The sequence below is a fragment of the Duganella sp. Root1480D1 genome, from assembly GCF_001427305.1.
GTDB lineage: Bacteria > Pseudomonadota > Gammaproteobacteria > Burkholderiales > Burkholderiaceae_D > Rugamonas.
Window position 1 is genome coordinate 63302 of the sequence record NZ_LMFZ01000009.1, and the last position, 13383, is coordinate 76684.

11 protein-coding genes are annotated in these 13383 nt (G+C 62.8%); 4 read left to right on the plus strand and 7 right to left on the minus strand.

What is annotated here, in order from left to right; all coding sequences use genetic code 11:
* Positions 1 to 28: 28 nt before the first annotated feature.
* Positions 29 to 883 (minus strand): 3-deoxy-8-phosphooctulonate synthase, encoded by an 855-nt coding sequence (gene kdsA, locus ASD58_RS11260; RefSeq protein ID WP_028104865.1) that lies wholly within the window; start codon positions 881 to 883, stop codon positions 29 to 31.
* Positions 880 to 2565, minus strand: a complete 1686-nt coding sequence (locus ASD58_RS11265; protein ID WP_057261217.1) for a CTP synthase — start codon at positions 2563 to 2565, stop codon at positions 880 to 882. The genes kdsA and ASD58_RS11265 overlap by 4 nt, the downstream gene beginning before the upstream one ends.
* Positions 2566 to 2701: 136 nt before the next feature.
* Between ASD58_RS11265 and ASD58_RS11270 the strand changes: the two genes are divergently transcribed.
* Positions 2702 to 3136, plus strand: coding sequence for a PRC-barrel domain-containing protein (locus ASD58_RS11270; protein WP_057261218.1), 435 nt, complete (start codon positions 2702 to 2704; stop codon positions 3134 to 3136).
* Here ASD58_RS11270 and ASD58_RS30485 read toward each other — a convergent pair.
* The 4 genes from ASD58_RS30485 to ASD58_RS11290 all read right to left on the minus strand — a co-directional run bounded on the left by ASD58_RS30485 (position 3133) and on the right by ASD58_RS11290 (position 8540).
* Complete coding sequence (locus tag ASD58_RS30485; protein WP_162253009.1) at positions 3133 to 3600, minus strand: GNAT family N-acetyltransferase; 468 nt, start codon at positions 3598 to 3600, stop codon at positions 3133 to 3135. The two genes, ASD58_RS11270 and ASD58_RS30485, sit on opposite strands and share 4 nt — an antisense overlap.
* Complete coding sequence (locus ASD58_RS11280) at positions 3584 to 4459, minus strand: hypothetical protein (protein WP_156401241.1); 876 nt, start codon at positions 4457 to 4459, stop codon at positions 3584 to 3586. The genes ASD58_RS30485 and ASD58_RS11280 overlap by 17 nt, the downstream gene beginning before the upstream one ends.
* Positions 4452 to 5321 carry a hypothetical protein gene (locus ASD58_RS11285; protein WP_156401242.1) on the minus strand — a complete coding sequence of 290 codons (870 nt, stop codon included), beginning with the start codon at positions 5319 to 5321 and terminating at the stop codon, positions 4452 to 4454. The genes ASD58_RS11280 and ASD58_RS11285 overlap by 8 nt, the downstream gene beginning before the upstream one ends.
* A gap of 66 nt (positions 5322 to 5387) precedes the next feature.
* On the minus strand, positions 5388 to 8540 hold the full coding sequence (locus ASD58_RS11290) for an error-prone DNA polymerase (protein ID WP_057261221.1): 3153 nt from the start codon (positions 8538 to 8540) through the stop codon (positions 5388 to 5390).
* 55 nt (positions 8541 to 8595) lie between these two features.
* Here ASD58_RS11290 and ASD58_RS11295 point away from each other — a divergent pair, with 55 nt between their 5' ends.
* The 3 genes from ASD58_RS11295 to ASD58_RS11305 all read left to right on the plus strand — a co-directional run bounded on the left by ASD58_RS11295 (position 8596) and on the right by ASD58_RS11305 (position 12245).
* Positions 8596 to 9360 carry a PhzF family phenazine biosynthesis protein gene (locus tag ASD58_RS11295; RefSeq protein ID WP_057261222.1) on the plus strand — a complete coding sequence of 255 codons (765 nt, stop codon included), beginning with the start codon at positions 8596 to 8598 and terminating at the stop codon, positions 9358 to 9360.
* A gap of 107 nt (positions 9361 to 9467) precedes the next feature.
* Positions 9468 to 11846, plus strand: a complete 2379-nt coding sequence (locus ASD58_RS11300) for a TonB-dependent siderophore receptor (RefSeq protein WP_057261223.1) — start codon at positions 9468 to 9470, stop codon at positions 11844 to 11846.
* 207 nt (positions 11847 to 12053) lie between these two features.
* Positions 12054 to 12245 carry a hypothetical protein gene (locus ASD58_RS11305; RefSeq protein ID WP_057261224.1) on the plus strand — a complete coding sequence of 64 codons (192 nt, stop codon included), beginning with the start codon at positions 12054 to 12056 and terminating at the stop codon, positions 12243 to 12245.
* On the opposite strand, the gene coaD is transcribed toward ASD58_RS11305, so the two are convergent.
* The gene (gene coaD / locus ASD58_RS11310; RefSeq protein ID WP_057261225.1) at positions 12228 to 13358 is read right to left on the minus strand and encodes a pantetheine-phosphate adenylyltransferase; all 1131 of its coding nucleotides are present in this window, start codon (positions 13356 to 13358) and stop codon (positions 12228 to 12230) included. The two genes, ASD58_RS11305 and coaD, sit on opposite strands and share 18 nt — an antisense overlap.
* Positions 13359 to 13383: the final 25 nt, after the last annotated feature.

Below are 13383 nucleotides of genomic sequence, written 5' to 3' on the forward strand. Positions count from 1 at the left end.
CAAACAATGCGGCTCTTTTGGATAAAGCTTAGTTGAAGTTGGTCTCGAGGAAGCCAGCCTTCTTGGTGACGCGATCCAGTTCGATCAGAACGGACAGCAGTTCTTTCATGCGGCCGAGCGGCACGGCATTTGGGCCGTCCGACAGCGCTTGTGCAGGAACCGGGTGGGTTTCCATGAACAGGCCGGCTACGCCCACTGCCACGGCAGCGCGCGACAGCACAGGCACCATGTCGCGCATGCCGCCCGACGAGCCGCCCTGGCCGCCCGGCAGCTGCACCGAGTGGGTTGCGTCGAACACCACCGGTGCGCCGGTTTCGCGCATGATGGCCAGCGAACGCATGTCCGACACCAGGTTGTTGTAGCCGAAGGAAGCGCCACGCTCGCATGCCATGAAGTTGTCTTCATTCAGGCCTTTGGCCTTGGCGGCGGCGCGTGCCTTGTCGATCACGTTCTTCATCTCGTGCGGCGACAGGAACTGGCCCTTCTTGATATTGACCGGCAGGCCGGATTCGGCGCAGGCGGTGATGAAGTCGGTCTGGCGGCACAGGAAGGCCGGGGTCTGGATCACGTCGACCACGGACGACACGGCGGCGATTTCTTCCACAGTGTGCACGTCGGTCAGCACCGGAACCTGCAGTTCGCGCTTCACGTCACCCAGGATCTCGAGGCCCTTTTCCATGCCAGGGCCGCGGTACGAGGTACCGGAGGTGCGGTTGGCCTTGTCGAAGGACGACTTGTAGATGAACGGAATGCCCAGTTCAGCAGTCATTTCCTTCAGCGCGCCGGCAGTATCGAACGCCATCTGGCGCGACTCGATCACGCAGGTACCGGCGATCAGGAAGAATGGTTTATCCAGGCCTACATCAAATCCACACAGCTTCATGCTACGTTCTCCTTGGTTTCGACTGCCTTCAGAGCCGGCTTGCCTGCCGCGGCTTTATGCGCCAGGGCTGCCTTGATGAAGGAGGTGAACAGCGGGTGGCCGTCACGCGGAGTCGACTTGAATTCAGGGTGGTACTGCACGCCCATATACCATGGGTGCGCGTTAGCGCCAGTGCGCGGCAGTTCCATGATTTCGCACAGGTTCTCGTTCGGGGTGCGCGCTGCCACCACCAGGCCGGCTTCTTCAACACGGGCCAGGTAATGGTTGTTCGCTTCGTAGCGGTGACGGTGACGCTCGGTCACCACGCTGCCGTAGATCTCGGAGGCCAGGGTGCCCGGCTTCACTTCGCAGGTCTGCGCGCCCAGGCGCATGGTGCCGCCCAGGTCGGAGTTGGCGTCGCGCTTCTCGATCTTGCCGTCTTCGTTCTGCCATTCGTCGATCAGGGCCACCAGCGGCTGCTCGGTGTCCGGCTCGAACTCGGTGGAGTTGGCCTTGCTGAAACCGGCCATGTGGCGCGCGTATTCGATCAGCGCAACCTGCATGCCCAGGCAGATGCCCAGGTAAGGCACCTTCGATTCACGGGCGAACTGCGCCGCCTTGATCTTGCCTTCCACGCCGCGCTTGCCGAAGCCGCCCGGCACCAGGATCGCATCGAACTTGGCCAGCTCGGCAACGCCCTTGCTCTCGATCTCTTCGGAGTCGATGTACTCGATGTTGACGCGCGACTCGGTATGCAGGCCGGCGTGGCGCAGCGCTTCGGTCAGCGACTTGTAGGATTCGGTCAGTTCGACGTACTTGCCCACCATGCCGATCGATACTTCCGCTTTCGGGTTCTCCAGGTTGTGGATCAGCTTTGCCCACATCGACAGGTCGGCCGGCGCCGGGTTCAGGTCCAATGCTTCGCAGATGATCGCGTCCAGGCCCTGGTCGTGCAGCATTTGCGGCACTTTGTAGATGGTGTCCACGTCCCACACCGAAATCACGGCGCGCTCTTCGATGTTCGAGAACAGCGAGATCTTCGCCACTTCGTCTTCCGGGATCTTGCGGTCGGCGCGGCACAGCAGCGCGTTCGGGGAGATGCCGATTTCGCGCAGCTTCTGTACCGAGTGCTGGGTAGGCTTGGTCTTCAGTTCGCCGGCCGATGCGATGTACGGCACCAGGGTCAGGTGAACGAAGGCGCAGTTCTTGCGGCCGGCGCGCAGCGACAGCTGACGGGCGGCTTCCAGGAATGGCAGCGATTCGATATCGCCTACCGTGCCGCCGATTTCGCACAGGGCGACGTCGTAACCTTCCGCGCCACGGCGGATGTAATCCTGGATTTCATTGGTGATGTGCGGGATCACCTGCACGGTCTTGCCCAGGTACTCGCCGCGGCGTTCCTTGCGGATCACGGATTCGTAAATCTGGCCAGTGGTGAAGTTGTTCACCTTGCGCATGCGGGTGGAAATGAAACGCTCGTAGTGACCCAGGTCCAGGTCGGTCTCAGCACCATCATCGGTAACGAAAACTTCACCGTGTTGCATTGGGCTCATGGTGCCTGGGTCCACGTTGATGTACGGGTCCAGTTTGAGCATGGTGACTTTGAGGCCACGCGATTCAAGGATCGCGGCGAGGGAGGCGGCGGCAATCCCTTTACCAAGGGACGACACAACGCCACCAGTGACGAAGACAAATTTGGTCATTGCGAGATCGGCGCCGGGGAGGCGCGCAGCGGGAAATTGAAATTATAGCCTATTTTGGGGTCAAATGCGTGCGACACCGAACAGACCCAGGCCCCGCCAAGCCGCAACAATGACATTATTTCAACAGGAGGCCACCATGAGTCTGGATCGCGACGAATATGGCAACTATGTCGACACTGGCCACCAGGGTCCAGGTCCCCGCCTGATGGGCGCGGACACCCTGATCGGCGACCATGTCCATAACCTGCAGAATGAGCATTTGGGCACGGTCAAGGAGATCATGCTCGACATGCAGACCGGCCACATCGCCTATGTGGTGATGGCATCCGGCGGCGTGCTGGGCATCGGCGAAAAGCTGTTTGCGGTACCGTTCGAGGCATTGTCGCTTGACACCTCCAACCATCGCATGACGCTGAATATCGAGAAGGAGCGCATCGAACAGGCGCCTGGCTTCGACAAGAACCACTGGCCCGACATGGCCAACCAGACCTGGGCCACCGAGCTGCACAATTTCTACGGCACCAGCGGCTCGACCAGCGGCCCGAGCCACCTTGACCAGAGCTCGCGCTAAAGCTCCAACCGCATCGGGATAAAGCGAATCCCGTGCATTTCCGCCACCGGGCCGGTAGCCGTGAAGCCCAGGTGGCGGTACATGGCTTCGGCAAAGGTTGAAGAATTGACGGTGAAGCTGCCCGGATTGCCGCGCGCCAGCGCAGCATCGCGGGCCAGCTCCCACAGCCGCCTGCCTACGCCCTGTCCATGCCATGCCGATCCCACGTAAAGGCTGAACAGGTGCGAGTTGTCGCGCAGCGCGACCACGCCGGCCAACGCGCCGCCTTCGAAGGCCAACTGGTAGCGGTAGTTCGCGTCTTGCAGGTTGCGGCGGATGATATCGGGCGACAGCGATAGCAGGAATTCTTCCGCGCCGCTTCCATCCGGCTCGATCGTCAGGTAAGGCTGCAGCGACAGGATCAATGCGCTGATCGCCGCTGCGTCAGCGGCTACTGCCGGCCGTATTTCAAACTCCCGGGACAATGTTTTCTCCTTCAACCAGTACATAGCGGCCGCCATCGAATTTGTAGCGCGCCATGCCGGCTACGTCCTTTCGCTTGCGCGCTTCCGTTTCCGAAGCATTCTCCGCACGCTCCTCGTCGTAGCCGGTAAAGCGCAGCACCAGGTCATCATATGGCGCGCCTTCCCGCTTCTCGAATTTCCATTTTCCTTCGACTGACCAGCAACGCGAGGTTTCCTCGCCGCAGGCGCCTTCATTTTCCGAAGACAGCGACACGTCGCCGGCCAAGTCGTGCAAGCTGCCATCGGCCAGGTCAAAGACGGAAATCAGGTTGATCGAATACCCCTGCCAGATGCCGCCATGCTGCACGATGAATCCAGGCTTGCCCTCGCCCAGCGCAACCCACTCCACCTCACCAAAGGTACCGCTCGATCCGAGCGAGGCGACGTTTTCGTGACGCGCTTCGACCTTCCATTTATCGCCATCCCTGCGCAGGATGTAGGCACTCAGCAGGCCGGTGCTGACGTGGTAAGCCATCGCGTCGCCGTTCGAATCGACCATCTGGGCGTTGGCGACGACGACGGCCCGGCCATCCGGCAATTCGCGCATTGCGACCGGTTCGAGGCGGTAGAGGCTTAGTTCGTCGCGCTTCTCCACATCCGGCAACTCAACGTCGAGGTAGTTTTCGTGCGCCGCCTTGTCGCCATACACGACCCGCAAAAGCTCCATCATGCGGGCGGTCTTAGGGTCGACCACCGGCTTCGCTTCCACCGCCACCGCCGCAGCTGATGCCGACGCTGGTTCGCCCACCGCTGGCGGCTCCGCTTTTTTGGTGCAGGCCGCGAGCATCAACGCTGCGCCAAGCAATACGAGCTTATTCACTTTGAGATACCTCCGCAGAATTTTCACCGGCAACGAGACGAAGACCCTTCTCATTCAGGGAGTAGCGAGCCGTTGATTTGATTGGCTGCTTGTCGCGCGGCCCGAGTGCGGCGACATACTCTTCGTAGGAAGGCTCGACCTCGGCAGCTTTTGCCATCGCGTCGGCCTTTTGCTGAGCCTCTTCCGGCCGTTTTTCGTCAAAGCCCGTGAATGCAATCTCCAGGTCCGCAAAAGGCTGCCCAGGTTTCTGCACAAGCTGCCATTGGCCGCTGACATCCCAGCAATGCTGGCGTTCATCACCGCAGTCGCCCTCGTTGTCCGAGTGAACGAGAACGCGCTTGCCAGCCATTGCGCGCATGTCTTTCGCTGTCAGGTCGAACAGCGCCAGCGTTTTCACCGACTGGCCGCGATTGCCGCTCTCATCGACGATCGCAAAGCCAGGCCTGCCCGCGCCCAGCGCCACCCAGGTCAGCTCTCCGGCGAAGCCGTTGCTGCCCATGTTGGTGATCGATTCATGGCGCCGGGTGAGCATCCATTTCCCATCGACTTTATCCAGCAGGTAGGCGCTGATGGTCGCCTGCTGCGCCATGTCGCGCATGCCGGGCTCGGGGCTATCGGGAGGAATTTCGCCGATGACCAACGCCGCCTTGCCGTTCCCCAGGTCTTTAAAGCCCAGCACTTCGCGGCCGTTGACCTCGGCGGCAGTGCCGAATACGGCACGCGACAAGGTCTTTTCAAGATCCTGTTCTTCTTTGGGAGCGGCAGCGGCCAGGTCTTTCGGGGCAACCGGTTTGGTTTCTGGAACTCTCTGGCAAGAAGCCAGCAGGCACAAAGCAATAAGTGATATCAATTTTCCATTCATGCAAAAATTTTATCATCTCCCACCCGCGCACAATGTCAACAAAACTCACTGCGCAACCCCTGGCCATTATTGGAAATCGCGGCTGGCGGTGGGCAGGCGGCCCAGCAGATGCGACAGGTCGACCAGGCGGCGCGCGACAAGGTGGCGCACGATTCCCTCCTGCTGCCACACTCCGTACACGCCAAGCAGCGAAGATCCCAGCACCTCGCGCCGGTATTTTTCCACCAGGTCGGGCCAGACGATCACGTTGACGTAGCCGGTCTCGTCTTCGATGGTGACGAACAGCACGCCCTTGGCGGTGCCTGGCCGCTGGCGGCCGGTGACGATGCCGGCACCGCGCGCCAATTGATTATTGCTGAAGGTGTTCAGCACGTCGGCTGGCAGGAAACGCTTGGCCAATAGCGCGGGCCGCAGCAGCGCCAGCGGGTGGCGCCCCAGCGTCAAGCCTTGCGAGCGGTAGTCGCCGAGGATTTCTTCGCCTTCGGTTGGCGCCACCAGTTGCGGCGCCTCCTCCTCCACTTCGGTCGGCCGCAGCAGATCCTTGTCCGGCACCGCACCGGCCGCATCCCACAGCGCTTGCCGGCGGTTGCCCGCCAGCGAACGCAAGGCGTTGCCGCCGGCCAGTACCTGCAGGTCATGGCGATCCAGGTCGGCGCGCCGCGCCAGTTCAGTCACGCTGGCAAATGGCCGGATCGCGCGCGTCTCTTCGATGCGCTGTGCGGCTTCTGCCCGCATGCCGCGCAACAGCGCCATGCCGAGCCGCACCGCAGGCTGCGCCTCGCCATCGCGTTCTTCCAGCGCGGATTCCCAGCCACTGCAGCTGATGTCGACCGGCCGCACCTCGATGCCGTGCCGCTTTGCATCCTGCACCAGTTGCGATGGCGAGTAGAAGCCCATTGGCTGGCTGTTCAGCAGCGCGCACAGGAAGGCAGCCGGTTCGTGGCATTTGATCCATGAGCTGACATACGTCAGCCATGCAAAGCTGGCCGCATGCGACTCGGGGAAACCGTATTCGCCGAAGCCTTGTATCTGCTGGCAGATCTGCAGCGCAAAGGTTTCGTCATAGCCACGATCCACCATGCCCGACACAATGCGCGTCTGGTATTTCTCCAGCCCGCCCTTGCGCTTCCAGGCTGCCATCGAGCGCCGCAACTGGTCGGCTTCGCCCGGCGTGAAGCCGGCGGCGTCGATCACCACCTGCATCACCTGCTCCTGGAAAATCGGCACGCCCAGCGTGCGGCCAAGCGCTTTCTCAAGTCCCGCCGGGTAGTCGACCTTGGCCTTGCCCATGCGCCGCTGCAGGTAGGGATGCACCATGCCGCCCTGGATCGGGCCGGGCCGCACGATAGCGACCTCGATCACGAGGTCGTAGAACACTTGCGGTTTCAGTCGCGGCAGCATGCTCATTTGCGCCCGCGATTCAATCTGGAACACGCCGATGGTGTCGGCCTGGCAGATCATCTCGTAGGTGGGGCCGTCTTCGCGCGGCACATCCTGCATGGTGAATACTTCTCCGCGGCGCGCGCTGACCAGGTCAAACGCACGACGCAGCGCGGACAGCATGCCCAGCGCCAGCACGTCCACCTTCAGCAAGCCCAGTTCCTCCAGGTCGTCCTTGTCCCACTGGATGACGCTGCGCTCTTCCATCGCCGCGTTCTCGATCGGCACCAGGCGCGACAGCTTGTCCTGCGAAATGACGAAGCCGCCGACGTGCTGCGACAGGTGGCGCGGAAAGCTGAGGAATTGCAGTGCCAGGTGGGCCCATTGGTGCGCCAGCGGCGATTCGGGGTCCAGCCCGCATTCGGCAAAGCGTTCCATCAGTTCATGCTTGCGGTCGAACCAGCGGTGCGATTTGGCCACCTTCTCGACGATTTCCAGGTCCACGCCGAGCGCCTTGCCGCTATCGCGCAGTGCGCTCTTGGTCCGGTAGCAAATGACTGTCGCAGCCAGCGCCGTGCGGTGGCGGCCGTATTTCCGGTAGATGTACTGGATCACTTCCTCGCGGCGCTGGTGCTCGAAATCGACATCGATGTCGGGCGGCTCGTCACGCTCGATCGACATGAAGCGCCCTACCACGCTGTTGCCCAGCGCCGGGTCGACTTCGGTGACACCAAGGCAGTAGCAGACAGCCGAATTGGCAGCCGATCCCCGCCCCTGGCACAGGATTTCCTGCGAACGGGCATAACGCACGATGTCGTACACCGTCAGGAAGAAGTACTCGTACTTCAACTGCGCAGCCAGTGCCAGCTCTTCCTCAATCTGCTTCTGTACATTGGCCGGCACCCCGGCCGGATAGCGGCGATGGGCGCCGATATAGGTTTCCTGCCGCAGGAAGCTGGACGGCGTATGGCCCGGCGGGATTAGCTCGTTCGGGTATTCGTAGCGCAGCTCTTCCAGCGAGAACTGGCACAGATCGGCAATGCGCACGGTCTCTTCCAGCATTTGCGCCGTATAGACGTTGGCCAGGCGCAGGCGCGAGCGCAAATGCTGCTCGGCGTTCTGCCCCAGTTCATAACCGCATTCGCTGACCGGCTTGCCAAGCCGCACCGCCGTCAGCGTATCGTGCAGCGGCTTGCGCGAACGCACGTGCATGCAGACGTGGCCGGCCGCCACCATCGGCAGGGCGTGCTGCAGCGAGACTTCCTCGATCGCCGCGCCATGTGCTTCGTCGAAGGCGCGGCCCAGCATGGTCGTGGCGAGCCAGGTGCGCTTGCCGAAGGTGGCGGCCATCCAGGACGCCTGGCGGTGCAGGCGTTCCACCTCGGCCGGGTATTCCGGCAGCAGGAGCAGCAGGCAATCCGGCAGGCCGCGCAAATGTTCGCGCTCGGGCGGCGGGTTGGCGAAATCGTCCGGGTGCAGTTCGTAACTGCCCTTGTCGGCACGCATGCGGCCGAGGGTGATCATTTCGGACAGGTTGCCGTAGCCATTGCGGTTGCTGGCCAGCGCCAGCAAGGAGAGCGCGGGACTGCCGTCGGCATGGGTCAGGTGGAAATGGGCGCCGATCAGCAGTTTCAGGCCGGCCTGCCTGGCCTCGCCATGCGCGCGCACCACGCCGGCCAGCGAACATTCGTCCGTGATGGCCAGCGCGCTATAGCCGAGCTTTACCGCGCGCTCCACCAGTTCTTCGGCATGGGAGGCGCCGTGCAAAAATGAAAAGTTTGTCAGGCAAAACAGCTCCGCATAGGCGGGCAGCCCGGCGCGCGCTAACTGTGTATCCATACAGTATTTTACACCGCCTCCTGCATGCTGCGCCACCGTGTTGTATGCTGCGCCGATGGCTATTTACGAACTGAAATGTTTTGGCGCCCGGCCCGGCCAGGGCAATGCGGCGCTGGTAGTCTTCGACGGCCCTGCCGCCGCGGAGGAAAGGCAGGCCTTCGCCAAGGCAGCCAACAAGAGTGCCTGCGTGTTTGTCGACGGCGCCACGCTGGATTACTACTACCCGCACACGCGCTCTGCGCTCTGCCTGCATGCCACGCTGGCTGCCGCGCGCGTGCTGCTCGCCGATTCCCCCGGCGCGCTGACGGTGCGCACGGCCATGCACGGGCAGGAGCTGGTACTAAGGCGCAGCGGCGCCGCCATCTTCGCCAGCCTGGCACCGCAGGCTGCGCCGGAGGTCGCGCCGCCGGCCGACCTGGCTGAACGCCTGCTGGCGGCACCCGGCCTGGCAATCGTCACGCCTCCCGCCGTCGCATCGGTGGGCAGCCCCAAGATGCTGGTTGAAGTTGCCAACAGCGCCACACTGCAAGCGCTGCATCCCAACCTCGCCGCGATTGTCGACTGGGGCAAGGCAAATGGTGTGAATGGCATCTATGCCTGGTGCCGCCGCACCGACGGCGCCTTCGAAGGCCGCAACTTCAACCACCTCGATCCCGCCATCGAAGACAGCGCCACCGGCGTTGCCGCCGGCGCCCTCACCGTCCACCTGGGCCGCGCGCTCGACCTGTACCAGGGCGCCCAGCGCGGCCACCCCTGCCTGCTGCGCACCAGGCTCGACGGCGATCAAATCCTGGTCGGCGGCGCCGCGGAATACGTATGATCCGCAGCGCGGTCGTGGCGTAGTTGCAACGTAAACTTGTCATTTGTGAACGCTACATAAATGCACTTCAGCTAGAATCAAAGGCAATTTTTCCTAGGAGCAAAAAATTGCCAAGTCATTCGATTCTGCGTAAAGCCGTCCTGACCGCCCTGTATGGCGCGGGTGCCCTGTCCGCCCTGCCTGTGGCGGCGCAAACCCAGTCCGCCTCCGGTGACATGACTGTGGTGAACGTGGTTGGCTCGCGCCGCGCGACCAGTTCCCTCACCGACACCGTAGCGCCGGTCGATGTCATTTCCCTGACCAAGGCTTCCGAACAAGGCGCGCAGTTCGACCTGGCACAGACCCTGACCTTCATCTCGCCATCGTTCAACTCGACCCGCCAGACCGGCGCCGACGGCGCCGACCTGGTGGACTCCGCCGCGCTGCGCGGCCTGAGCTCGGACCAGACCCTAGTGCTGGTGAACGGCAAGCGCCGCCACACCTCCTCGCTGGTCAACATCTTCGGCGCACGCAACCGCGGCGCCACCGGCACCGACATGAACGCCATCCCGGTGATGGCAATCAAGGACGTGCAAGTGCTGCGCGATGGCGCCGCAGCGCAATACGGCTCCGACGCGATTGCCGGCGTGATGGACATCGGTCTGAAAAAGAACGTGGGCTGCGAATCGGCGGTCGGCTACGGCCAGTACGGCGCGGGCGACGGCAAGAACTGGCTGGCATCGGCCTATTGCGGCTTCGCCGTGGCCGGCGGCACCGTCGGCATCACCGGCGAATACCTGGACCGCGGCCGCTCCAACCGCGCTGAAGACGGCAACCCGCGCACCATCGGCGACTCCAAGTCCAGGAACAAGACCGTCTACGTCAACGGCGAAATCCCGGCCGGTCCTGGCCGTGTCTACTTCACCGGCGGCATGCAGCAGCGCGATGCCTCCAGCGGCGCCTGGGCGCGCAATGGCGACACCGACATCCCGACCCGCAACTCGGCCGCCATGTACCCGAACGGTTTCGTCCCGTTCATCAATGGCGACCTGGATGACCGCTACGCCATCTTCGGCTACAAGCAAAAGATCGGAGACTGGAATGCCGACCTGTCGCAAACCTACGGCTACAACCGCCTGAAGTACAACATCAGCAACACGCTGAACGCCTCCATCGCCAACCTCGACCTAATGAACGGCGGCAAGGGGATCAGCCCGAGCTCCTTCAATGCCGGCGGCTTCTCCTTCCAGCAGTCGACCACCAACTTCGACATGAACCGCTACTTCGAAGGCCTGGTGGGCGAAGGCCTGAACGTGGCATTCGGCGCCGAGTACCGTGCCGAGAAGTACAAGATCTACGCTGGCGAACCTGGCTCCTATATCGACGCGGACGGTGTCGGCACTGGCGGCAACGCCGGCAGCCAGGGCTTCCCGGGCTTCCGTCCTGGCGACGCGACTGACGCCAGGCGCCACAGCAACGCCGCCTACATCGACCTGGAAGCGGACCTGACCCCGAAGGCCCGCCTGCAAGGCGCCCTGCGTTGGGAAAAATACAGCGACTTCGGCTCCACCGTCACCGGCAAGATCGCCGGCAGCTATCGCGTTGCAGATCCTGTCCTGCTGCGTGCATCCGCATCGACCGGTTTCCGCGCACCGTCGCTGCAACAGGCATACTTCTCCTCGACCTACACCGACTTCGTGGGCGGCGTGCCGACCGATATCTCGATCACCCCGGCCGCCGGCCCGGTGGGCAAGGCAGCCGGCCTCGATCCGCTGAAGGAAGAGAAATCGCGCAGCTTCACCCTGGGTGCCACCTGGACACCGAACGCGGACCTGTCCGTCACCGCCGACCTGTACCACATCAAGATCAAGGACCGCATCGTGCTGTCCGGCCAGTTCAATCAGCAAAACTATCCTGCCCTGGCGGACAGGTTGGCGACCATGGGGGTGGGCGCGGCGCAGTTCTTCGTCAACTCGGTCGACACCAAGACCCAGGGCCTGGACCTGACCGCATCACACAAGAGCACCCTGTTCGGCAACAAGCTGACCACCTTCCTGGCCGCGAACTTCAGCAAGACCGAAGTGACCGACGTCCACGCCCCGGCCGCGCTGCAAGGCTTTGAAGACGTGCTGCTGTCCGAACGCGAACGCCTGTTCCTGGAACAGGGCGGCCCGCGCCGCAAGGCCACCCTGGGCTTCGACTACGTGACCGGCCCGCTGGAGACCAACTTCAAGATCATCCACTTCGGCCCGCAAACCCTGGGCACCTGGAGCGGCACCGCAGCCGGCGTGCCAAACCAGAAGTACCAAGCGAAGACCTCGGCCGACCTGGGCTTCACCTACGCGTTCAACAAGAACGCCAAGTTGAGCATCGGCGCCGCCAACATCTTCAACGTGCACCCCAGCACCCAGGATCCGAACGAAACCGATAACGGCTTCAAGTACGAGAGCGTGCAATTCGGCCTGAACGGCGTGGCCTACTTCGCACGCCTGCACGTAAAGTTCTAAGCACCACAACGGCCCAGCCCGTGTCACACCTTGGGGTCACACCCTAAGTGTGACACGGACACATCCGCAACAAAGCAGAGCCCGTGTCACCTTTGGGGTGTGACCCCAGGGTGGGACACGGGCTCTTGCGTATGGTTTGATGTAGCGCAAAGACTGCTCCGGTCAATTGATGCAATGTGGAATCACATTCCACTCGGAGGAGGTGCTATGGCTGCAATGACGATCCACCTGGCTGGCGACGTTATTTCCGCAATCGCCAAATGGGCTCCGGTAGAGCATATGTCGGCGGAAGAATTCATCCTCAGCGCCGTGTCCGAAAAATGCGCGAAAGCGAACGCACTGGAGGAAGTCGAGACCTTCTGGCGCGAGCTCGCGCTCCCCCTACCTCTTCGAAATTAGCGCCAGCTCGGCGCCCATGTTCGCAATCGCCGCGGCCGTGTAGTTGTCGGTGAAGAAGGGGTCGGCGAACAAGGTGCCCACTTCGGCCTTGCCGCGCAAATGCGCCAGGACCTGGGCCCGCTGGCTGTTGTAGTGCTGTTCCGGCACATGGGCGTATTCGCCGCGAATGCCTCGTGCATAGGCCTGGTACACCTCGGCCTCCTGGCCGAGGATGGCCAGGTCGACCGACAGCATGGTGTCTTTCAGCGGGTGCGCGATGGCAGCACCCTGGAAGTGGTCGGTGGCGCGGATCAGCGTCGCCACCTCGTCGGCGCGCACCGCATCGGGCTCCAGGCCGCTGCCCAGCCACAGGCGGGCGCTGGCTTCTTCATTCGATACATCGCCTGCGCCGTGGGCATACACCGCGTCATGGAACCAGAAGGCGGCCTTGACCAGGGCCACGTCGGCCGGCGCGGCGCCGGTATTGGCGGCCCAGGCGCGGATTTCCGCCAGGCCGTGCACCAGGTGGTCGAGGTTATGGTAATGGCGGTCGGCGCCGCCGTAGGCCGCCTCGCCGGTCACCCGTTCGAACCAGTCGGCCGCATGCGGGCGCTCGCGCCACAGGCTGTCCCATTCCTTGCGCAGCCAGGCCAGGATCCACGCCTTGTATGCCGGCGCGGGGACGAATTTCTTCATGGTCCAGTTCCAGCCCACCGGACCTTCCAGCGCCTTGACGAAGCTGGAGCTCACCGAACCCAGGTCGCGCGGCGGCATCACGAACAGCGTCTTGGCGCCGCCGATCACTTCTACATTGGTTTGCTGGATCAGGTTTTCGTAATCGAAATCGGCAGTGCTGCGGATGCCGCGGATCAGGTAGTCGACGCCGTTGCGCTTGGCCACGCGCGCCGTGTATTCGCTTTTCACGATCTGCACGCTGACATTATTCCAGCCCAGTTCCGCGCAACTGGCCAGCACGATGGCCTTGCGCTCCTCGGCCGAGAATTTAGGCGCCTTGGTGGAGTTCTCGGACAGGAAGACAACCACTTCCTCCGCGATGGAACGCGCTTCGCCAATGACCCACATATGGCCGTTGGTGATAGGGTCCAGAGTCCCCGAGAAACCGATCTTCTGCATGCCCTGCTCCGATTGTTGAAAACGA

Excerpts from the sequence above, each read along its gene's own strand:
- kdsA (WP_028104865.1), bottom strand. The coding sequence starts at position 883 with ATGAAGCTGTGTGGATTTGATGTAGGCCTGGATAAACCATTCTTCCTG.
- ASD58_RS11265 (WP_057261217.1), bottom strand. The coding sequence starts at position 2,565 with ATGACCAAATTTGTCTTCGTCACTGGTGGCGTTGTGTCGTCCCTTGGT.
- ASD58_RS11270 (WP_057261218.1), top strand. The coding sequence starts at position 2,702 with ATGAGTCTGGATCGCGACGAATATGGCAACTATGTCGACACTGGCCAC.
- ASD58_RS11285 (WP_156401242.1), bottom strand. The coding sequence starts at position 5,321 with ATGAATGGAAAATTGATATCACTTATTGCTTTGTGCCTGCTGGCTTCT.
- ASD58_RS11290 (WP_057261221.1), bottom strand. The coding sequence starts at position 8,540 with ATGGATACACAGTTAGCGCGCGCCGGGCTGCCCGCCTATGCGGAGCTG.
- ASD58_RS11295 (WP_057261222.1), top strand. The coding sequence starts at position 8,596 with ATGGCTATTTACGAACTGAAATGTTTTGGCGCCCGGCCCGGCCAGGGC.
- ASD58_RS11305 (WP_057261224.1), top strand. The coding sequence starts at position 12,054 with ATGGCTGCAATGACGATCCACCTGGCTGGCGACGTTATTTCCGCAATC.
- coaD (WP_057261225.1), bottom strand. The coding sequence starts at position 13,358 with ATGCAGAAGATCGGTTTCTCGGGGACTCTGGACCCTATCACCAACGGC.